The organism is Sporosarcina sp. P3 (genome assembly GCF_002743415.1).
Lineage (GTDB): Bacteria > Bacillota > Bacilli > Bacillales_A > Planococcaceae > Sporosarcina > Sporosarcina ureae_A.
On the sequence record NZ_PDZE01000005.1, the window covers coordinates 156533 to 177926 of the forward strand.

General features: G+C 45.8%; 22 protein-coding genes. All 22 read left to right on the forward strand.

Features of this window, described 5'->3' with window-relative positions:
* Window positions 1-31: 31 nt before the first annotated feature.
* The 22 genes from rpiB to CSV61_RS08415 all read left to right on the forward strand — a co-directional run bounded on the left by rpiB (window position 32) and on the right by CSV61_RS08415 (window position 21390).
* Window positions 32-472, forward strand: a complete 441-nt coding sequence (gene rpiB / locus CSV61_RS08310; protein ID WP_099638839.1) for a ribose 5-phosphate isomerase B — start codon at window positions 32-34, stop codon at window positions 470-472.
* Between the two features lie 18 nt (window positions 473-490).
* On the forward strand, window positions 491-1036 hold the full coding sequence (locus CSV61_RS08315; RefSeq protein ID WP_199173603.1) for a TIGR01440 family protein: 546 nt from the start codon (window positions 491-493) through the stop codon (window positions 1034-1036).
* 55 nt (window positions 1037-1091) lie between these two features.
* The gene (gene glyA / locus CSV61_RS08320) at window positions 1092-2345 is read left to right on the forward strand and encodes a serine hydroxymethyltransferase (RefSeq protein ID WP_099638841.1); all 1254 of its coding nucleotides are present in this window, start codon (window positions 1092-1094) and stop codon (window positions 2343-2345) included.
* 1016 nt (window positions 2346-3361) lie between these two features.
* On the forward strand, window positions 3362-3991 hold the full coding sequence (upp, locus tag CSV61_RS08325; RefSeq protein WP_083034952.1) for a uracil phosphoribosyltransferase: 630 nt from the start codon (window positions 3362-3364) through the stop codon (window positions 3989-3991).
* 15 nt (window positions 3992-4006) lie between these two features.
* Entirely contained in the window at window positions 4007-5125 is a 1119-nt protein-coding gene (wecB, locus tag CSV61_RS08330) for a non-hydrolyzing UDP-N-acetylglucosamine 2-epimerase (RefSeq protein ID WP_099638842.1), read from the forward strand.
* Between the two features lie 648 nt (window positions 5126-5773).
* Window positions 5774-6142, forward strand: coding sequence for an ATP synthase subunit I (locus CSV61_RS08335; protein ID WP_083034954.1), 369 nt, complete (start codon window positions 5774-5776; stop codon window positions 6140-6142).
* A 32-nt stretch (window positions 6143-6174) separates the two neighbouring features.
* Window positions 6175-6885 (forward strand): F0F1 ATP synthase subunit A, encoded by a 711-nt coding sequence (atpB, locus tag CSV61_RS08340; protein ID WP_099631256.1) that lies wholly within the window; start codon window positions 6175-6177, stop codon window positions 6883-6885.
* A 70-nt stretch (window positions 6886-6955) separates the two neighbouring features.
* Complete coding sequence (gene atpE, locus CSV61_RS08345) at window positions 6956-7168, forward strand: F0F1 ATP synthase subunit C (protein ID WP_029053447.1); 213 nt, start codon at window positions 6956-6958, stop codon at window positions 7166-7168.
* A 147-nt stretch (window positions 7169-7315) separates the two neighbouring features.
* Window positions 7316-7867 carry a F0F1 ATP synthase subunit B gene (atpF, locus tag CSV61_RS08350; RefSeq protein WP_369824339.1) on the forward strand — a complete coding sequence of 184 codons (552 nt, stop codon included), beginning with the start codon at window positions 7316-7318 and terminating at the stop codon, window positions 7865-7867.
* Complete coding sequence (locus tag CSV61_RS08355; protein ID WP_083034956.1) at window positions 7864-8400, forward strand: F0F1 ATP synthase subunit delta; 537 nt, start codon at window positions 7864-7866, stop codon at window positions 8398-8400. Before atpF ends, CSV61_RS08355 begins: the two co-directional genes overlap by 4 nt.
* A 24-nt stretch (window positions 8401-8424) precedes the next feature.
* The gene (gene atpA / locus CSV61_RS08360) at window positions 8425-9936 is read left to right on the forward strand and encodes a F0F1 ATP synthase subunit alpha (protein ID WP_083034957.1); all 1512 of its coding nucleotides are present in this window, start codon (window positions 8425-8427) and stop codon (window positions 9934-9936) included.
* Window positions 9937-9978: 42 nt separating this feature from the next.
* The gene (gene atpG, locus CSV61_RS08365; RefSeq protein WP_029053443.1) at window positions 9979-10836 is read left to right on the forward strand and encodes an ATP synthase F1 subunit gamma; all 858 of its coding nucleotides are present in this window, start codon (window positions 9979-9981) and stop codon (window positions 10834-10836) included.
* Between the two features lie 33 nt (window positions 10837-10869).
* A complete protein-coding gene (gene atpD / locus CSV61_RS08370; protein WP_099638843.1) occupies window positions 10870-12285 on the forward strand; it encodes a F0F1 ATP synthase subunit beta in 1416 nt (471 codons plus the stop codon).
* Window positions 12286-12309: 24 nt separating this feature from the next.
* A complete protein-coding gene (locus tag CSV61_RS08375) occupies window positions 12310-12714 on the forward strand; it encodes a F0F1 ATP synthase subunit epsilon (protein ID WP_099638844.1) in 405 nt (134 codons plus the stop codon).
* A 77-nt stretch (window positions 12715-12791) separates the two neighbouring features.
* Entirely contained in the window at window positions 12792-13025 is a 234-nt protein-coding gene (locus CSV61_RS08380) for a DUF1146 family protein (RefSeq protein WP_029053440.1), read from the forward strand.
* A gap of 577 nt (window positions 13026-13602) precedes the next feature.
* Window positions 13603-14898 carry a UDP-N-acetylglucosamine 1-carboxyvinyltransferase gene (gene murA / locus CSV61_RS08385; RefSeq protein ID WP_099638845.1) on the forward strand — a complete coding sequence of 432 codons (1296 nt, stop codon included), beginning with the start codon at window positions 13603-13605 and terminating at the stop codon, window positions 14896-14898.
* A 206-nt stretch (window positions 14899-15104) separates the two neighbouring features.
* Window positions 15105-15932, forward strand: coding sequence for a stage II sporulation protein D (spoIID, locus tag CSV61_RS08390; protein ID WP_233193557.1), 828 nt, complete (start codon window positions 15105-15107; stop codon window positions 15930-15932).
* Window positions 15933-15962: 30 nt separating this feature from the next.
* A complete protein-coding gene (locus CSV61_RS08395) occupies window positions 15963-16619 on the forward strand; it encodes a M23 family metallopeptidase (RefSeq protein WP_199173604.1) in 657 nt (218 codons plus the stop codon).
* Window positions 16620-16728: 109 nt separating this feature from the next.
* Entirely contained in the window at window positions 16729-17001 is a 273-nt protein-coding gene (locus CSV61_RS08400; protein ID WP_083034962.1) for a sporulation transcriptional regulator SpoIIID, read from the forward strand.
* An 848-nt stretch (window positions 17002-17849) separates the two neighbouring features.
* The gene (glpK, locus tag CSV61_RS08405; protein WP_099638847.1) at window positions 17850-19343 is read left to right on the forward strand and encodes a glycerol kinase GlpK; all 1494 of its coding nucleotides are present in this window, start codon (window positions 17850-17852) and stop codon (window positions 19341-19343) included.
* Window positions 19344-19485: 142 nt separating this feature from the next.
* Entirely contained in the window at window positions 19486-20487 is a 1002-nt protein-coding gene (mreB, locus tag CSV61_RS08410) for a rod shape-determining protein (RefSeq protein WP_099638848.1), read from the forward strand.
* 78 nt (window positions 20488-20565) lie between these two features.
* On the forward strand, window positions 20566-21390 hold the full coding sequence (locus CSV61_RS08415) for a flagellar hook-basal body protein (RefSeq protein ID WP_099638849.1): 825 nt from the start codon (window positions 20566-20568) through the stop codon (window positions 21388-21390).
* The last annotated feature ends 4 nt before the right edge of the window (window positions 21391-21394 follow it).

A 21394-nucleotide genomic window follows, 5' to 3' on the forward strand; every position in this document is an offset into this window, starting at 1 on the left:
CGATAAGTAAAAATAGAAATGAGGGTGCGCAGTGAAAGTTGCAATTTCTTCAGACCACGGAGGCAACAACCTCCGAAAAGAGATCACCAATCTATTAACCGAACTCGACATTGAATATATCGACTACGGACCGGACGCCGACACTTCCGTCGACTATCCTGACTATGCAGTACCGGTAGCGAACGACGTCGTGGCGGGGAAAGTAGACCGCGGAATTTTGATTTGCGGTACAGGAATCGGCATGTCCATTTCTGCCAATAAAATCAAAGGGATCCGTTGCGCGCTCGTTCATGATGTATTCAGCGCAAAAGCGACACGCGGACATAATGACACCAACATGTTAGCGATGGGAGAACGTGTAATTGGACCAGGTCTAGCACGAGAAATCGTTAGCACTTGGCTTGAAACAGAATTTGAAGGCGGCCGTCACGAGCGTCGTATAAATAAAATGATGGAACTTGAAAAGAACTAAAGGAAGCAGGTGGAACAAGTGGATGCCATTCAATTATGGAAACTGCAGCTAGAACAAGCATTGACCGAGTTTGCCGAGCAAGCACCACCTGTCGAAGGGACGATTTTCGTCGTCGGCTGTTCTACTTCTGAAGTAGCGGGTGCCCGTATCGGTACGAACGGTGCACTGGAAATCGGAGAAGCACTATTCGCACCGCTTCAAGCGTTCGCGAATACACACCACGTACATTTAGCTTTCCAAGGTTGCGAGCATATCAACCGCGCCATCACATTGGAACGCAAGACGGCACAGCAATTTCATTTGGAACCTGTATCCGTTATACCCGTTTTTAAAGCGGGTGGCTCGATGTCTACGTATGCATATCAACAATTCAGCGATCCCGTCGTAGTGGAATCGGTACAGGCAAATGCCGGTATCGATATCGGACAAACTTTAATTGGCATGCAAATGAAGCCGGTAGTAGTACCGATCCGCACATCTATTAAGAAAATCGGTGAAGCTGTAATCACACTTGCGACAACTCGTCCAAAATTAATTGGCGGAAGTCGTGCGAAATACGAATAAACCGTGTACAATACAAGAAAATATAAAACTATCAGAAAAAAGGGGATACTATCCAATGGACTTAAGCAATGTACAACGCAATGATTCAGCAATTTATGAAGCAATCATGGCGGAAAAGAACCGTCAAAACTCGAACATCGAATTAATCGCATCTGAAAACTTCGTATCGGAAGCGGTAATGGAAGCGCAAGGGTCATACTTGACGAATAAATATGCTGAAGGATATCCAGGCAAGCGTTACTACGGTGGATGTGAGCACGTAGACGTAGTCGAAAACATTGCACGCGATCGTGTAAAAGAAATTTTCGGTGCAGCATATGCAAACGTACAGCCACACTCTGGCGCACAAGCAAACATGGCTGTTTATTTTACAGCACTTGAGGCGGGCGACACAGTTCTTGGAATGAACCTTTCTCACGGCGGTCACTTAACACACGGTTCACCAGTTAACTTCTCGGGGAAGCTTTATAATTTCGTAGATTACGGTGTAACAAAAGATGAAGAAGTGATCGACTATGAAGACGTTCGTCAAAAAGCGCTTGAGCACAAGCCGAAGATGATCGTTGCGGGTGCAAGTGCGTACCCACGTGGAATCGACTTTGCAAAATTCCGTGAAATTGCGGATGAAGTCGGTGCATACTTGATGGTAGATATGGCACACATCGCAGGTTTAGTCGCAGTAGGTGAGCATGAAAATCCAGTTCCACACGCACACTTTGTGACATCCACAACGCATAAAACATTGCGTGGACCACGTGGCGGAATCATTCTATTGAATGAAGAAATGGCTGAAGAATTCGGCAAGAAAATCGACAAAACAGTATTCCCAGGCGTTCAAGGCGGTCCGTTGATGCACGTAATCGCTGCAAAAGCGGTAGCGTTCAAAGAAGTACTCGAACCTTCATTCAAAGAATATGCACAACAAGTAAAGAAAAACGCTGTGGCATTGGCTGAAAAACTACAATCAGAAGGAATCGACGTCGTGTCTGGCGGTACAGACAACCACATCGTACTTGTGAAGCTGAAATCACTAGACCTAACTGGTAAAGTAGCGGAGCACGTACTCGATGAAGTGGGAATCACAGTAAACAAAAACACCGTACCCTTCGATACGGAAGGACCATTCATCACGTCGGGTATCCGCATCGGTACACCGGCTGTTACCACTCGTGGTTTCGTAGAAAAAGACATGGTAGAAGTAGGACGCATCATCGCAGAATTGTTGAAAAACCACGAAGATCCGTCCGCAAAAGAAGCAGCACGCAAAGCCGTTACTGCTTTGACAGATCAGTATCCTCTATATAAATAAGCAAACGAGCGCCTGACCTTGTGTTAGGCGCTTTTTTTATGTGGTGGGTGGGTGTTTATGAGCGGTTGGGGGTGTGGATAGAGCGGTTAACTTGATTCAATGAGCGGTTGAGCGTGGAAATAGAGCGATTGAGGAGATACATAGAGCGGTTCCGGAGTTGTATAGAGCGGGTAGAACGCGACATAGAGCGGTTAAGGCAGTACATTGAGCACTTGTGGACGGGCATTGAGCGAGATGGCGCGGTCGATAGAGTGTTTTAGCCCACATACTGAGCGCACGCGGAACGGCATAGAGCGGATAACCGGGCCGAATGAGCGATTGAGGGGACACATAGAGCACTCGCGGAGTTGTATAGAGCGGATAGAACGTGGCATAGAGCGGTTAAGCCAGTACATTGAGCGCTTGCGGATGAACTTTGAGCGAGATGGCGCGGTCGATAGAGTGTTTTGACCAACACACTAAGCACACGCGGAACGGCATTGAGCGGATAACCGGGCCGGATGAGCGATTGAGGCGACACATAGAGCACTCGCGGAGTTGTATAGAGCGGATAGAACGTGGCATAGAGCGGTTAAGCCAACACATTGAGCGCTTGCGGATGAACTTTGAGCGAGATGGCGCGGACGATAGAGTGTTTTAGCCCACATTCTGAGCGCACGCGGAACGGCATAGAGCGGATAACCGAGCCGAATGAGCGATTGAAGGGACACATAGAGCGCTCGCGGAGTTGTATAGAGCGGATAGAACACGACATAGAGCGGTTAAACCAGAACATAGAGCGCTTGACAGAAAGTATGAGCGGGTCGCTCGCTTGATAGAGCGGATACACAGTTCGATAGAGCGCTTAGTAGAGCGAATACACCAACCCACAGAGCACTTCCGAAGAAGTATGAGCATTCACAAAATTAAATGTCCTTTTCATTATATTTTCATTATTACAAATCACACATGTTCACTGCGCCTCGTGCTTGATTTCTGTTATAATGTACAAGATATTCCGAAAAGGAGCGATACCAATGGGAAAAGTACATGTTTTTGATCATCCATTAATTCAACACAAATTGACGTTTATACGAAAGGTCGATACAGGAACGAAAGAATTTCGCGAGCTTGTGAACGAATTAGCCACACTTATGGCTTTCGAAATCACACGTGATCTTCCAACGCAAGAAATTACGATCCAGACACCGGTCTGCGAAGCAAAATCACGCATTTTGGCAGGGAAAAAATTAGGAATTGTTCCGATCTTACGTGCGGGAATCGGCATGGTCGACGGAATCATTGATTTAATCCCAGCAGCAAAAGTAGGACATGTTGGATTATTCCGCGACCCAGAAACATTAAAGCCCGTTGAGTACTTTGTGAAGTTGCCTTCTGATGTAGCTGAGCGTGAATTCATCGTAGTGGATCCGATGCTGGCGACGGGTGGAACTGCAGTTGAAGCAATCAATTCAATGAAAAAGCGTGGCGCGGTGAACATCAAATTTATGTGCTTAGTCGCTGCTCCTGAAGGTGTCGAAGTTCTGACAGAAGCGCATCCAGACGTTGACGTGTATATCGCAGCGCTAGACGAGAAGTTGGATGAACATGGCTATATCGTCCCTGGACTAGGTGACGCAGGTGACCGTTTATTCGGCACGAAATAATGGAGGGATCAATCATTGACTAAAAAATGGAAAGTGATGACGATTTTCGGCACAAGACCGGAAGCTATTAAAATGGCGCCTCTCGTTCTCGAGCTCGAAAAGCATCCGAATGAAATTGAGTCAATCGTCACGGTCACTGCCCAGCATCGTGAAATGCTTGACCAAGTGCTGGAAACATTTAACATTACACCAGACTATGATTTGAATATCATGAAAGACCGCCAGACGCTGATCGATGTGGCAACACGCGGCCTAGAAGGTTTGGATAAAATAATGAAAGAAGCGCAACCGGATATCGTGCTCGTCCACGGTGATACATCGACGACGTTCATCGGTAGTCTAGCTGCGTTCTATAATCAAATTTCGGTCGGTCACGTGGAGGCCGGGCTACGTACATGGAATAAATATTCGCCGTACCCTGAAGAAATGAATCGCCAACTGACTGGCGTTATTGCCGATCTTCATTTCTCGCCAACTGAAAGATCCGCGCAAAATTTGATTGATGAAGGCAAAAACAAAGAACGCATCTACGTCACGGGCAACACGGCAATTGACGCGTTGCAAACGACGGTAGATCCTGAGTATCACCATCCAATCTTTGATACGCTTGGAGACGACCGTTTAGTCTTATTGACTGCGCACCGACGTGAAAACCTCGGTGAACCAATGCGCAACATGTTCCGTGCGATCAATCGTTTGCTAGACAAACACGATGATATTCAAGTGATCTATCCGGTGCACATGAATCCGGCTGTACGTGAAGTGGCGGATGAATTACTAGGCGACAACGATCGCATTCATCTGATTGAGCCGCTCGAAGTACTAGATTTCCATAACTTCGCAGCACGTTCGCACATCATTCTCACAGACTCAGGCGGTATTCAAGAAGAAGCACCATCCCTTGGAAAACCTGTCATCGTTTTGCGGGATACAACCGAACGCCCAGAAGGTATCGATGCAGGCACATTGCGCTTAGCGGGAACAGAAGAAGAAAACATCTTCCAACTATCCGACGCGCTCCTATCCGACGATGCCGAGTACGAAAAAATGTCCAAAGCCCACAACCCTTACGGCGACGGCCACGCATCGGCGCGAATAGTAGAGTCCCTACTCAAATACCTACATTCACTATAAGAACCAAAACAGCAGAGAACTTACATCTGCTGTTTTTTCTGTTTGCAAATAAAGTTGTTAAGAGAAGAGAGGGGAGGGGGGGCGGGATTGAAGCTCCAGCTGGCGGGCCCATGGGAAAGCGTCCCCTCCGAAGCGCCAATCCCTACCCCAACAGCCCGTCAAGCTTGAAAGTATAAAACCGACAGACCATAACAACTAAATCAGAAAATACTAACAGTTCCCTACACAAATTCCCCCTGAAAAACCACCCATCCAACCCTCCAAACAAATATGTCGAATGTTTGACAAAGAGAACACATTGTGAATTAAATCACTTGAATCAATTGACATAAAAAACCCTCTATTGTATGCTAACAAAGGGTAAGATTGATAAGGAACTCATACATAAATTGAGTACAGAAATCATGTTTCGTAGGTTTCAAGTCTTCACTCGGAAGCGCCAAACCTTAACACTTTATCGACGTCGCACATAGCAACGTCACCTGGTGGACGGAACAGGCGATTCACTTACAATTTCCAGATTCCTCTACAAGGAATCTATGTCGTTGAAAGAGATCAAAACGACAAAGACTCAACACTCGACACAAGTCGGGAACTACTGAACACTTCAGACGCTGTAATCCAAAATACGAATTGGGAGAATCGACAATGCAAAGTATGCAGGAAATTTTTAAACAGCAAAAGAAGAGTTTCTTTTTTTTGCTTGCATTGTTCGTGCTCGGTTGGTTTTTCTTGGACTACCGGACAATCTTCGCTGGGCTCATCTTAGGTTCACTTTTCGGTATGTATAACTTTTGGATTCTCGTTCGACGGATGGAACGATTTGATCGGTCCATCGATGAAGGAAAGCGAGCGAAGTCATTAGGTATGGGCTTACGTTTTGCATCAGGTGTAGGGGCTACGGCCATTGCACTCGTTATGCCGGAGGAGTTCGATCTGATCAGCACGGTAATCGGGTTAATGATACCCTATGCATTGCTGTTTACTGGTCATCTGCTGTTCCATTTTAAGCAATGACACTTTACTAGCAAGGGGAGGTGAACAAAAACGTGAATCATGAAAATCCACAGTTTATTTTATTCGGAATCGGGTTTAACCCATCGAATATACTGATGTTATTTGTAACGTGTCTGATCGTCTTCCTGATTGCAGTTGCATCTACGCGGCGGCTTCAAATGAAACCTACGGGTATGCAAAACTTCATGGAGTGGGTCATGGACTTTGTCAAAGGCATCATCAAAAATAACATGGACTGGAAAACGGGTGGCCGCTTCCACGTACTAGGCATTACTTTAATCATGTTTGTCTTCGTTGCAAATATGATTGGACTTCCATTTGCAATCGTATGGGATGACCAACTTTGGTGGAAATCACCGACAGCTGATCCAGTTATCACGTTAACCCTCGCTGCTACAGTGGTTGCGTTAACGCATTACTATGGTGTGAAACAGCTCGGAATGGGCAAGTATTTGAAATCATACTTCCAGCCAATTCCATTCTTAGCACCATTGAAGATCATTGAGGAATTCGCAAACACGTTGACACTCGGTCTTCGTCTTTACGGTAACATTTTCGCAGGTGAAATCTTGATTGGTTTACTTGCAACATTGGGTGCTTCCAGCATCTTCGGTCTTGCCGGAGCTGTTATACCAGCACTTGCATGGCTCGGTTTCTCGGTATTCATCGGGGCGATCCAAGCATTTATCTTCGTTATGTTAACGATGGTCTATATGGCTCACAAAGTCAGCACAGATCACTAAACATATATTTACCCTGGAATCAGGGAACAAAACTACAAAGAATATTAGGAGGAAATACAAAATGGCAGGTATGGGTTTATTAGCAGCAGCTATTGCAGTTGGTCTAGGTGCACTTGGTGCAGGTATCGGTAACGGTTTAATCGTTTCTAAGACAGTTGAAGGGATCGCTCGTCAACCAGAAGCACGTGGCGTTCTACAAACAACAATGTTCATTGGTGTTGCATTGGTTGAGGCACTTCCAATCATCGCAACTGTTATTGCGTTTATCGTAATGAACAAATAATATTTGCGTTATATGGCGAAGCATGCAGTATAGGTCTTCGCCATTGCTTTATGTCATCAAATAAACAAATGATAGATCTGAAAGAATAAAGTGTTCTAAATTGAGTAAGAAACAAAAGAGTCATGAGCTCTTGAAGGGAGTGAAACAATCGTGTTGGATACCTTCGTCCTCTTATCAGCAAACGCTGACGCAGGATTTTTAGCTAGTTTAAACCAACGTCTAAATTTAGGCGACATTATCGTCACTGTAGTATTTTTCACGATTCTCATGGTACTTCTAAAGAAGTTTGCATGGGGTCCGTTAATGGGCGTGATGGATCAACGAGCGAAACTAATCGCTACAGAGATCGAACAAGCCGAAGCAAGTCGTCAAGAATCTGCAAAGCTTCTTGAAGAGCAACGTGCTCTATTGAAAGAAGCACGCGAAAACGCACAATCTATTGTAGAGAGTGCGAAGAAACAAGGTGACACTCAACGTGAAGAGCTGATTATGGCTGCACGCGCTGAAGCTAACCGTATGAAAGAATCTGCAACTCTCGAAATCGCTACTGAAAAAGAGAAAGCCGTTGCAGCAGTTCGCGAAGAATTCGTATCTCTTTCTATTTTGGCTGCGTCTAAGGTTCTTGGGAAGGAAATTTCTGAGGAAGATAACCGCGCATTGATCGAAGAAACGATTGTGAAGGCAGGCGAAGGGCGATGAGCCAATCGGTAATCGCAAAACGTTATGCCGTTGCATTATTTGAAGCAGCACAGGAGAAGCAACAAACACTTTCCGTGCAAACTGATCTAAAAGAAATGAAAAAAGTATTCGCTGGAGACAAGCAGTTTGGTGAGCTATTAATTTCACCAAAGTTTTCTACAGAGAAAAAGAAAGAATTGATTGGGCAATTTTTCAATGGAGCAAACCCACTTGTATTGAACACACTATATGTGTTGCTCGATGCAGGTCGTATTGAAGAAATAGATAGTCTAATCGAAGACTTCCAGGAACTCGCTAACGAGGCTTCCGGAGTTGCCGAAGCGAAAGTCTACTCTACACGTTTGCTTTCTGATGAAGAAAGTACAGCTATCTCTACTGCCTTTGCGCACAAAGTAGGAAAACAATCATTGCATATCGAAAACATCATTGATCCAAGCTTGATCGGTGGCATTCGCCTCCAGATCGGCAATCAAATTTACGACAGTAGTGTCAGTGCAAAACTGGCGCGTCTGGAACGTCAATTAATCAATTAATTTGAATTAAGAGGGGTGACATACATGGGCATCAAAGCTGAGGAAATTAGCGGTCTGATCAAACAACAGATCGAAAATTATCAGTCTGAAATGGAAGTAAGTGAAACAGGTACTGTAATCCGTGTAGGTGACGGTATCGCACTTGCTCATGGCCTCGACAATGTCATGGCGGGGGAACTTCTTGAGTTCTCTACCGGCGTAATGGGTCTGGCACAAAACTTGGAAGCGAACAACGTAGGTATCGTTATCCTTGGGCCATACACAGACATTAAAGAAGGCGATGAAGTTCGTCGTACAGGCCGTATTATGGAAGTACCAGTCGGAGAAGAATTGATCGGACGTGTAGTCAATTCACTTGGACAACCAGTTGATGGACTAGGTCCAATCAATACAACAAAAACTCGTCCTATCGAAAGCCCTGCACAAGGGGTTATGGCGCGTAAATCAGTTCATGAACCATTGCAAACAGGAATCAAAGCGATTGACGCTCTAGTTCCGATCGGCCGTGGACAACGTGAATTAATCATCGGTGACCGTCAAACAGGTAAAACAACTGTTGCAATTGACGCCATCCTAAACCAAGCAGACCAAGACATGATCTGTATCTATGTCGCAATCGGTCAAAAAGAATCTACTGTTCGTGGAGTGGTTGAAACTTTACGTAAAAACGGTGCACTTGACTACACAATCGTAGTTACTGCTTCTGCATCAAGCCCGTCGCCAATGCTTTTCTTGGCACCATATACAGGTATTTCGATGGCAGAAGAATTCATGTTCGACGGCAAGCACGTACTAATTGTTTACGATGATCTATCTAAACAAGCAGCAGCTTACCGTGAACTGTCCTTGCTACTTCGTCGTCCTCCGGGCCGTGAAGCCTATCCAGGGGATGTCTTCTACCTACACAGCCGCCTACTTGAGCGTGCTGCGAAGTTGAATGACGAACTAGGAGCAGGATCGATTACAGCATTGCCGTTCGTTGAAACACAAGCTGGAGATATCTCCGCTTATATTCCAACAAACGTAATTTCTATTACAGACGGACAAATCTTCTTGCAGTCTGACCTATTCTTCTCAGGTGTACGTCCAGCGATCAACGCCGGTCTATCCGTATCCCGTGTTGGTGGATCAGCGCAAATTAAAGCAATGAAGAAAGTTGCCGGTACACTTCGTTTGGACTTGGCAGCATTCCGTGAACTAGAAGCATTCTCACAATTCGGTTCGGATCTAGATCCATCTACAAGAGCAAAACTGGACCGCGGTCAACGCACAGTTGAAATCTTGAAGCAGGACTTGAACAAGCCGTTGAAAGTCGAATACCAAGTAATCAGTCTATATGCACTGACACGTGGTTACCTCGACGATATTCCAGTAAGAGACGTATTGCGTTTTGAAAGTGAAATCACTAGCTGGTTAGAATCCAACCATACGGAAGTGTATGATCACATCCGGACAACGAAAGATCTTCCAGCTGATGACGTAATGAGCGCAGCGTTCAACGAATTCAAGAAAAATTTTGTGACTTCTGAAGCTTAATATTCCTTGAATGGATCTTAAAATAAAGGTGGTGAATAGCCAGTGGCGTCCTTACGCGAGATAGAAAGCCGCATTGCTTCAACAAAAAAGACGAGTCAAATCACGAGAGCGATGCAAATGGTATCTGCTTCCAAACTAAACCGTGCTGAAATGAATGCGAAGAAATTCGTACCATACATGGATAAAGTAGAAGAAGTAGTTGGTGCCATTGCAGCCGTAACGAAAGATTCCGGACATCCTCTATTAACTGCACGCCCTGTTAAGAAGTCTGCGTATATCGTAGTTACTTCCGACCGTGGACTAGTTGGTGGATACAACGCGCACATTTTCCGTGCAGTTACCCGTGCAATCGAACAACGCCATAAATCGAAAGATGAAGTGGTCATTATCGCGATCGGTCGTAAAGGCTATGAATTCTTCGACCGTCTGGGTTACCAGATTGAAGAAAGCCTGATCGGACTTTCGGATCACCCTCGTTTTGAAGAAGTAAAAGATATCGCGAATCGGGCTGTTGGCATGTTCACAGAAGGCGTGTACGATGAAGTGTTCTTGTATTACAACCACTTCATCTCCGCCATCTCCAACGAAGCAACTGAACGTAAATTGCTTCCACTCACAGATATTTCATCTGTATCAGCTTCATCATCTTATGAGTTCGAGCCTTCAGCAGAAGCGATTCTCGAAACACTCCTCCCACAATACACGGAGAGCCTCATTTATGGAGCGGTACTCGATGGAAAAGCGAGCGAACATGCTTCCAGTATGACAGCGATGAAGACGGCGACAGACAATGCGTCTGACCTAATTGATTCGTTAACATTACAATTTAACCGTGCTCGTCAAGCAGCGATCACTCAGGAAATCACTGAAATCGTAGCCGGCGTAGCAGCACTCGAATAATAGATTTGAAACAGTAAGACAGGAGGGAAAAGCATGAGTAATGGACATATTCTTCAAGTTATGGGTCCAGTTGTCGACGTAAAGTTCGAAAACGGACAACTTCCAGCGATCTATAACGCATTGAAGGTTAATATCGACCGTTCTAACGGAGTGGTTGAAGTATTGACTTTAGAAGTAGCACTTCACCTTGGTGATGATGCAGTTCGTACGATTGCAATGTCTTCGACAGATGGTCTGAAACGCGGTACGTCAGTAATTAATACAGGCGCACCCATTTCTGTTCCAGTTGGTGACGTTACACTCGGACGTGTATTTAACGTACTAGGTGAGGAAATTGACCTGCGTGAGCCAGTTCCTGCTGAATCACAACGTGACCCAATTCACCGTGCTGCACCTACATTCGAATTCCTATCCACAGAGGTAGAAATTCTTGAAACAGGAATTAAAGTAGTTGACTTGCTTGCACCATACATCAAGGGTGGTAAAATCGGACTCTTCGGTGGTGCTGGAGTTGGTAAAACAGTTCTAATTCAGGAATTAATCAACAACATCGCACAAGAACACGGTGGTATTTCCGTATTCGCTGGTGTTGGAGAGCGTACTCGTGAAGGAAACGACTTGTACTTTGAAATGACAGATTCAGGCGTTATCAAGAAAACGGCAATGGTATTCGGTCAAATGAACGAGCCACCAGGCGCACGTATGCGTGTAGCACTTTCTGGCTTGACTATGGCTGAGTATTTCCGTGATGAGCAAGGACAAGACGTTCTATTGTTCATCGATAACATTTTCCGCTTTACACAAGCAGGTTCTGAAGTTTCTGCCCTACTTGGACGTATGCCTTCTGCGGTTGGTTACCAGCCGACATTGGCTACAGAAATGGGTCAGTTACAAGAGCGAATCACTTCTACAAATAAAGGATCGGTTACATCGATCCAAGCAATCTACGTACCAGCGGATGACTATACGGATCCAGCTCCGGCAACAACTTTCGCTCACTTAGATGCAACAACGAACTTGGAGCGTAAACTTTCAGAGATGGGTATCTACCCAGCTGTGGATCCACTAGCTTCTTCTTCACGTGCATTGAGTGCAGAAATCGTTGGACCGGAACACTACCGTGTAGCTCGTGAAGTACAAACTACTCTTCAACGATACCGTGAATTGCAAGATATCATCGCAATCCTAGGTATGGATGAGTTGGATGAAGACGACAAGCAGGTTGTTGACCGCGCACGTCGTATCCAGTTCTTCTTGTCACAAAACTTCCACGTTGCGGAGCAGTTTACAGGACAAAAAGGTTCTTACGTTCCTGTTGCTGAAACGATCAAAGGCTTTGCTGAAATTCTTGAAGGTAAGTATGATCACTTACCGGAAGATGCATTCCGTCTAGTTGGACGTATCGAAGAAGTTATTGCAAAAGCAAAAGCTATGGGTGTAGAAGTCTAAGAAAAGGGACCAGGAGGGAAAAAAATGAGTAAAATCAAAGTGAATATCGTCACTCCCGACGGCCCTGTTGTTGAAATGGATGCGAACATGGTGATTGCAGTTACCGAAGCAGGTGAGATCGGGGTTCTACCCGGTCACATCGCGATGGTCGCGCCGCTTCAAATTGGTGCACTTCGCCTAAAGACAGATGGCAAAACAGAAACAGTCGCAGTCCACGGAGGCTTCATCGAGGTCCGTCCTGAAGTTGTCACTGTATTGGCACAGAGTGCGGAACTGGCTGAGTCTATTGATATCGCACGCGCAAAGAAAGCTGCTGAAAAAGCTGAACAAGATCTTCAGAAAAAGACTGATGACCTTACTCAAAACTTAGCAGAGCTTGATTTAAAACGTGCTATTAACCGCATACAAGTGTATGAACAACGTATTTAATCTATAATTAAAATGGGTGGACAGACAACCTCTGTCTGCCCATTTTCTCTATACAAAGGAAAAAAGGAGTGGTAACTATGGACAGCATGTTAGGAAGTAATCCACTACTCGCGATCGTATCGCACATCTTCTTCATCGGCATCAGCTTTTACGCACTACAAGCGATCCTGCCAGAAAACATCATACGAAAAAATCGCGTATTCCAAACACAACTTTTGTTTATTTTGTTAAGTATTGCTATCGGATCTACCGTATCAAAATTCTTTTTAGACATATCCTACTGGTCAGGAAGATGGGCAACCTGGTTTTGATTTCCTTCAGCTGAAGCTCTACTAGTACGACCAGCGGAAATCAGAACTCTGGCTGAAAGAAATTAAAACGGGATGACCATGACATGGTGTGTTTTTGTCATTTGAACTTTTAAAAGTTCAAATGAATTCACTTCTAGTCAACAACTTATAGGTAGGGTTGCAACAGCGAATGTATAGGACAAGCGCCCCATGGTAGATGTGGAAATTCTACATACGTTACATTGTAGACTTTTCATGAGGCCACTTTGTAATATTCATGTAATAAAAATATCTCACATTGCGTGTAAAATGTAGGATTAACGGGTAATTACGATAATGTGGCTATAAATGAACGGTCAAATGCAATCACTTTGTGTCAGATCATCACATATACTACATCATGCAAGAAATAACTCAAAACTGCGCCGGAAGGTACTTGTTTAGGAAAGTTTTACAAGGTACAATAGTATATGTTTTATATGTGAAATCTGAATTTAACAATTGAACTGCAACACCAATGAAAATGTTTATAGACGATTAAACGATTATTGATAATAGGCTGTGGGTGAAGGATAAATTGGACTCGGAGGGGCTACTGGTGGAAAAAATTATTATTAACGGCGGACGGACTTTACAAGGGAACGTACGTGTAGAAGGTGCGAAAAACGCGGTATTACCGATCTTGGCTGCTGCTTTATTAGCATCTGAAGGAGTGAATGTCATTCGTGACGTTCCCAATCTCTCAGATGTACGGACGATTAATGAAGTGCTTAAGAGTTTAAACGCAAAAATCACGCATGATCCAGAAAAAGGGGAAGTCATCGTAGATTCACGTGGAAGACTAGCTGATGAAGCACAATTTGAATTTGTACGTAAAATGCGCGCATCCATTTTAGTAATGGGACCGTTACTGGCGCGTAACGGATTCGCACGTATTGCATTGCCAGGCGGCTGTGCAATCGGTTCAAGACCCATTGACCAACATTTGAAAGGCTTCGAGGCAATGGGAGCAGAAATTTCATTTGGACATGGTCATGTGGAAGCAAAAGTGGACGGCCGATTAAAAGGCGCGAAGATCTACTTGGATTTCCCAAGCGTAGGTGCAACAGAAAATATTATGACGGCTGCTGCTCTCGCGGAAGGTACAACGATCATCGAGAACGCTGCCAAAGAACCTGAAATCGTCGACTTGTCGAATTTCATCAATGAAATGGGCGGTAAAGTCGTAGGTGCAGGTACAGATACTATTCGTATCGAAGGTGTACAGACAATGTATGCATCGGTTCATCACATTATTCCGGATCGTATCGAAGCAGGAACATTCATGGTAGCTGCAGCGATTACAGGTGGAGACGTTACCATCGACAACGCAGTACCTGAACATTCTACAGCTTTAATTTCCAAATTGACGGAAATGGGCGTAGACATTACTCCGTTGGATGAAGGGATTCGCGTTACAGCGAAGCATCCACTAAAGGCAGTTGACTTGAAGACGATGCCGCATCCAGGTTTCCCGACAGATATGCAATCACAAATGATGGCATTGATGTTAACAGCTACCGGTATCGGTGTGTTAACGGAAACTGTATTTGAAAATCGTTTTATGCACGTTGAAGAATTCCGCCGTATGAACGCGGATGTAAAAATCGAAGGACGTTCTGTTATTGTTTCAGGGCCTTCAAAACTCCAAGGTGCGGAAGTCGCAGCCACAGACTTGCGTGCCGCTGCATCACTCATCCTAGCCGGACTCGTAGCAGAAGGCGTTACACGTGTGACTGAATTGATTCACTTAGATCGCGGTTATGTGGACTTTGATAAAAAGCTCAAAGCCCTAGGCGCAGACATAACACGTGTTTCAACTGAACAAGAAGTTTCAGAATCTCAACTAGTATAATGAACGAAGCCATGGACAGTACGCTGTTCATGGTTTTTTCATGGATTCCAATGAATACGAAATCTCCGCTTAACATATAGTCTAGTATGTACAAAAAACTACTCCCTTTATTCATCATTCTCACATTATTTTTTATTCCTATTTTAGTAAGACAAGCGCCAGAATTTACACTGGTAGACCAACGAGAGGAGAAGTATTGCGATGCTATGATCACGGTCATAGGTGTGGACGAGCCAATACCATTAGAAGAGTATGTCGTCGGAGTGGTAGCAGGTGAGATGCCGGCTGATTTTCATCCCGAAGCATTGAAAGCGCAAGTGATTGCTGCCCGCACATATGCCGCAAGAAACACAGACAAAGGGGTCAAGCCGATCGCTAAAGATGTCTCCGCCCAAGTGTATCGCACAGAAGCTGAACGTAAAGAGCGTTGGGGCAAGTCGTTCAACGACAATGAAAAGAAAGTGCGCAAAGCGGCGGAAGAGACGAAAGGTCAAATCATTGTGTACGGGGAAGAAATCATATCCGCCATGTTTTTCTCTACATCCAATGGAAAAACTGAAGCTGCACAAAACTTCAGCGGCAATCCAGTCGAGTATTTACAGAGTGTGGAAAGTCCAGGCGAAGAAGATGTAGCCCCTACCGTAGAGCGCAAGCAAGAGCTAACATTAACTGAATGGAATCGTAAACTCGGTTTCAACTGGGATGCCAATCAATTTCGTGAACTGAAGCTCGTCCGCAATCAAACCGGACGTGTCCAGAAAATTATCTCTGGACAATATGAAACAAGTGGGCGACAAATTCGTGAAAAACTTCATTTGGCCTCTACCGATTTCAATATTGCGTATGATGTCAACAATCAAATCGTCCATATTACGACCGTTGGTTATGGCCATGGAGTCGGGATGAGTCAATACGGTGCGGAGGCTTTTGCCCAAAAAGGATGGACCGCAGATCAAATTGTGTCTCACTATTATACAGGCACAAAAATCCAGCAAATAAATTTACCTGAAGATCGATGTTTAAAATCCTCTTAACTTGCAAAGAATGCAAGTGAGGTGATGAACATGCGAGAAGAAAAACCAAAGGCCCCTTCTCAGGAGAACAAGAAAACGAAGAACGGCTGGTTCTGGCCTGCCATTTATACGAGCGTTGCGCTTTTATTCATCGGCATGGTATGGGGATACACCGCATTGACGACGGAAGAATCAGCACCGTCTGAAGTGGCAAAAGTAGAGCAGCCAAAAGAAAACGCCACGGTAGAAACAAACGCAGCAAAGGAAACACTGAAGTATCCATTCGATGAAGCAAAAGTAGATCAAGTCGCCATCTTACAAGAATTTTATGATGCAGAAGCAGACGAAGCAGTGCGTGAGAAAGCACTACTCGTATTCAACCAGACGTACGTCACCAGCAAAGGACTTTCTCTATCGATGGATGGAGAGCCATTCGAAGCTGTAGCGGCAATGAGTGGAACAGTCGAAGAAGTCATCGTGGATTCATTCAAAGGCACAGAAATTAGATTGAAACACGCGGACGGAAAGTCAACAGTCTACGGTTCATTGACAGGCGTCCTTGTAAAAGAAGGCGACACAGTCGAACAAGGACAAGTGCTTGCCACAACGACGCAGAATGAATGGAATCCTGAAGCTGGCGTCCACTTGCAATTCGAAATCCAGCAAGATGGAGTAGCCGTAAATCCACACGATTTCCTAGCGTTTTAATACGAAGCACCCAAGCCATTCCAGCCCCCGGAATGGCTTTTTTCATATGTTGACACCTGTTCGCATACACTACATTAGTCAAAGGAGTGAATAGAGAAAGGAAGAGGGCGTGCACGAGCAAATTAGAAAACGCTGCGTACGACTGGGCAAGCTACTGATCGAGACCAACTTGACAGTGCGCGCGCTAGCCAATGCGACCGGCTACTCCAAAAGCACGGTCCACAAAGACTTGACCGAACGACTACCAAACGTAGATCCATGCTTGTCACGGGAAGTCGCAGAAATTCTGGCTTACCACAAATCCATCCGCCACCTACGCGGAGGAGAAGCCACCCGCCAAAAATGGAAAAATGAAACCGAAGCTCAAAAAGCAGATGCCTAACCCCACTGAAAATGAAGCAATAAAGCACTGTACCCATACAAGCAGCCTGAACATGTGAAAAGCTATCCAGAGGAATGTATCTGGATAGCTTTTGTGTGATTGATTGAGTGTTGGGTGGTGATGCGGGGTTGGGTCATGCTGGGCTAGATGGGGCTGGGCCGCTCAATGTTGAGTGCTAACCGCTCTATGTGGGTCCGCAAGCGCTCAATGCGTTGGCTTATCCGCTCAAAGTCACGTGCTACCCGCTCTATAAAACTCCGCGAGCGCTCAATGTGTCGGCTCAAGCGCTCAATCGTCCGCGCCATCATGCTCTAAGCCTATCCGCGCGTGCTTAGTGTGTCGTCTAAAAGACTGTATTGCACGCGCCATCTCGCTCTATGTCGGTCCGTAAGCGCTCAATGTATTGGCCCAATCGCTCTATGTCTCGCGCTATCCGCTCAATGTGCTGGCTTACCCGCTCTATATCGCGTGTTATCCGCTCTATGTCAGTCCGCAAGCGCTCAATGCGTTTGGCTTGACCGCTCAATGTGTCGCTTTAAGCGCTCAGTCCTCCGTGCTGTCATTCTCTAAGTCTGTCCGCGAGTGCTTAGTGTGTGGTCTAAAACACTGTATTGCCCGCGCCATCTCGCTCAATGCCCGTCCGTCAGCGCTCAATGTGTTGGCTTACCCGCTCAATGTCCTACGCTATCCGCTCTATACAACTCCGCTAGCGCTCTATGTATCGTCTCAATCGCTCAATCCTCGTGCGCAAGCGCTCAATGTGCAAGCTTAACCGCTCTAACCCACCACCCTCACCCCAAAAAACATGTATAATAGACACCAATCATCACCAACAGGAGGAATGAATCATGACGAAAAAGTATATCCTAGCGCTCGATCAAGGTACGACGAGCTCGCGTGCGATCCTATTTGATAAAAAAGGTGACATTTTCCATACCGCGCAACAGGAATTTACGCAGTATTTTCCGAAGCCTGGCTGGGTGGAGCATAATGCGGATGAAATTTGGAGCTCGGTTCTGTCTGTCATCGCGGCTGTCATTTCTGAAAAAAATATTGCCGCCACGCAAATTGAGGGGATTGGCATCACCAATCAACGTGAAACGACGGTCGTGTGGGATAAGCATACTGGCAACCCGGTGTACCATGCGATCGTTTGGCAATCCCGCCAGACAGCTGACGTGTGTGAAGAATTAAAAGCGGCAGGGCACGATGATGTATTCCGTACTAAAACGGGCTTGCTAATTGATTCGTATTTCTCCGGAACGAAAGTGAAATGGATTTTGGACAACGTAGAAGGCGCGCGTGAAAAAGCCGACAACGGGGACTTGCTATTTGGCACAATCGATACGTGGATTATTTGGAAATTGTCAGGCGGTGCAGCGCATGTTACCGACTACTCGAATGCCTCGCGCACGCTCATGTACAATATTCACGACTTGCAGTGGGATGAAGAGTTACTCAACATATTAAATGTTCCTAAAACAATGTTGCCGACTGTCTGCCAATCTTCCGAAATTTACACACACACGGATACTAGACACTTTTTCGGTCACAATGCACCAATCGCGGGAATCGCTGGTGATCAGCAGGCGGCTTTATTTGGCCAGGCGTGCTTTGAAAGCGGCATGGTGAAAAACACGTACGGCACGGGTTGTTTCATGCTGATGAATACAGGGGAGAAAGCGGTGACGTCTGACCACGGGTTATTGACGACCATCGCGTGGGGAATTGATGGGAAAGTGGAATACGCACTTGAAGGCAGTATTTTCGTCGCGGGCTCTGCGATTCAATGGCTGCGTGACGGACTGCGTATGTTCCGTAGCGCATCTGAGAGCGAAAGTTATGCGAAGCGCGTCCAATCGACGGATGGTGTCTACGTTGTACCGGCATTCGTCGGGCTCGGCACACCGTATTGGGACAGTGACGTCAAAGGCGCGGTATTCGGCTTGACTCGCGGAACGACAAAAGAACATTTCGTGCGGGCTACTATCGAATCGCTCGCTTACCAAACGAAAGACGTGCTCGATGCGATGGAAGCGGACTCGGGGATTTCATTGAAAACGTTACGGGTTGATGGGGGCGTGGTGGACAATGACTTCCTGATGCAATTTCAGGCAGATTTGCTCAACGTGCCAGTCGAGCGTTCGACGATCAATGAAACGACGGCTCTCGGCGCGGCGTATCTTGCAGGTTTGGCGGTAGGATTTTGGAAGGACCGCAATGAAATCGCAGACTACTGGCGTCTCGATCGACCTTTTGAGCCGAATATGGAAGAGGCGGTACGCGAAGATCTCTACAAAGGATGGCAAAAAGCTATTCACGCAACGATTGCCTTTAAATAATTCACTAGCCGCCGCTAACTTGCTGGCGGCTTTTAGTTTTGCTGACCGCTATCGAAAAATGCCAAATAAAGTAGAAATATGATATAATGAACAGCTAAGAGTGTAATCAGACAGGACGTATGAGGAAGGAGTCGTGGTCACGATGTTTTCAAAAGATATTGGAATAGACCTAGGTACTGCCAATGTATTGATATATGTGAAAGACAACGGTCTCGTCATCAATGAGCCGGCTGTCATGGCGATCGATAAGCGTACGGACGAACCTGTGGCGTTTGGTGAAGAGGCGTATCACATGATGGGTCGTTCACCGGAACATATCCAGATTGTACGTCCAATGAAAGCTGGGAACATTGCGGAGTTTGAGATGACCCGCGTGTTGATCAGACACTTCCTCGAAAAAGCGCTAGGAAAAAGCCTGCGTCTCAAACCTCATATTACGGTATGCTGTAAAGCGGATACGACGCGAGTGGAAAAAAACGTGATCCGACAAGTGCTGATGGGGGCGGGAGCCAAGCAAGTCGTTATAGAAGAAGAATCAAAAGTAGCGGCACTTGGTGCAGGTATTGATATATCCAAGCCTTCAGGCAATATGCTAGTCGATCTCGGTGCAGGCACGACAGATGCATCCGTGCTGTCGATGGGGGAAATCGTATCGTTTACGAAAACGAATATTGGCGGCCTTCATTTCGATCAATGTATCATCCAACATATACGAAAAAAACATAATGTTTATATAGGTGAAAAAACGGCAGAACAAGTGAAAAAAGGCATTGGTGTCGTGTTGATGAGTGGAGAAAAACCGAACACGATGAATGTGCATGGTAGTGACCTGGCGACAGGCATTCCGAAAACGATTGAAGTCACAGCGGAAGAGATTCGTCAGGCATTGCAACTACCGATTAGTAAAATCGTAGAGACAACTAGAGACGCGCTGGAAGACACACCGCCCGAGCTCGCTGCGGATATCGCACAGCGCGGCATCATTTTAATCGGTGGTGGCGCATGGCTACCCGGAATAGATACTTTATTATCCGAACACCTCAACGTTCCGGTCTTCATTGCGGAAAATCCACTTACTTGTATGGCGGAAGGCGCTGGACTGCTACTAGACGCGGACGGTAAAACTTCAACACGCATAATTTGACCTGCCATGCAAGCTGCAAGTAGTGTATACTAAAAACATCGATTTATCTGACATGACGATGCAAAGGAGTGAAATGAAATGTTTCGTGGTTTTTACACAGTAGGATCAGGCATGATCGCACAGCAACGCCGTACGGAAATGCTGTCAAATAATATCGCGAACGCCAACACGCCAGGCTATAAGGCGGAGCAGTCGACGATTCGTGCATTTCCTGACATGTTGATGTCCCGCTTGGATTCAACGCGCGTACCGACGGAAAAAGGCTTGAACTTTAGAAATCTTTCCGAAGTCGGTGAACTTTCGACGGGCGTTTATATGCAGGAAACCTTGCCGTTATTCGCACAAGGCCAGTTGCGTGAAACGGAACAGAAGACCGACATCGCGTTATTTGATGGACCGATGGAAGTCAATGAAGAGACAGGCGTTGCAGGAACCGTGTTTTTCACGCTAGAAGGTGAGAATGGCGGTCAGTACTACACACGAAACGGTAATTTCGCTGTCAACGCAGAAGGATACTTGACCAATCCATCCGGCTTATACGTCTTAGACGATGCAGGCAATCGGATCGAACTGACAAGTGATGATATTCGCGTGACGGATTCAGGAGCGATCTTCGCGGGGGAAACAGAAGTCGCGACGCTAGGTATTGCCTACTCTGACGCACCGGATACCTTGTCCAAGCAAGACAACGGACTCTTCACGACGATCGACGGCAATGCGTTACCTACAGGCGGCACATACTCGATGCAACAAGGCTATCTTGAAGATTCCAATGTCGATGCCGCGCGCTCGATGACGGATATGCTGACAGCCTACCGTGCATTTGAAGCCAATCAAAAAATCCTACAAGCTTATGATCGCAGTATGGAAAAAGCGGTCAATGAAGTAGGTCGGGTCAATTAATGAC

Bases quoted from the DNA above. Each gene is read 5' to 3' on its own strand.
- glpK (WP_099638847.1), top strand. From the start codon at position 17,850: ATGACGAAAAAGTATATCCTAGCGCTCGATCAAGGTACGACGAGCTCG.
- CSV61_RS08375 (WP_099638844.1), top strand. From the start codon at position 12,310: ATGAGTAAAATCAAAGTGAATATCGTCACTCCCGACGGCCCTGTTGTT.
- CSV61_RS08355 (WP_083034956.1), top strand. From the start codon at position 7,864: ATGAGCCAATCGGTAATCGCAAAACGTTATGCCGTTGCATTATTTGAA.
- atpD (WP_099638843.1), top strand. From the start codon at position 10,870: ATGAGTAATGGACATATTCTTCAAGTTATGGGTCCAGTTGTCGACGTA.
- spoIID (WP_233193557.1), top strand. From the start codon at position 15,105: ATGATCACGGTCATAGGTGTGGACGAGCCAATACCATTAGAAGAGTAT.
- atpA (WP_083034957.1), top strand. From the start codon at position 8,425: ATGGGCATCAAAGCTGAGGAAATTAGCGGTCTGATCAAACAACAGATC.
- CSV61_RS08415 (WP_099638849.1), top strand. From the start codon at position 20,566: ATGTTTCGTGGTTTTTACACAGTAGGATCAGGCATGATCGCACAGCAA.
- atpE (WP_029053447.1), top strand. From the start codon at position 6,956: ATGGGTTTATTAGCAGCAGCTATTGCAGTTGGTCTAGGTGCACTTGGT.
- CSV61_RS08380 (WP_029053440.1), top strand. From the start codon at position 12,792: ATGGACAGCATGTTAGGAAGTAATCCACTACTCGCGATCGTATCGCAC.
- glyA (WP_099638841.1), top strand. From the start codon at position 1,092: ATGGACTTAAGCAATGTACAACGCAATGATTCAGCAATTTATGAAGCA.
- mreB (WP_099638848.1), top strand. From the start codon at position 19,486: ATGTTTTCAAAAGATATTGGAATAGACCTAGGTACTGCCAATGTATTG.
- upp (WP_083034952.1), top strand. From the start codon at position 3,362: ATGGGAAAAGTACATGTTTTTGATCATCCATTAATTCAACACAAATTG.
- CSV61_RS08395 (WP_199173604.1), top strand. From the start codon at position 15,963: ATGCGAGAAGAAAAACCAAAGGCCCCTTCTCAGGAGAACAAGAAAACG.
- CSV61_RS08335 (WP_083034954.1), top strand. From the start codon at position 5,774: ATGCAAAGTATGCAGGAAATTTTTAAACAGCAAAAGAAGAGTTTCTTT.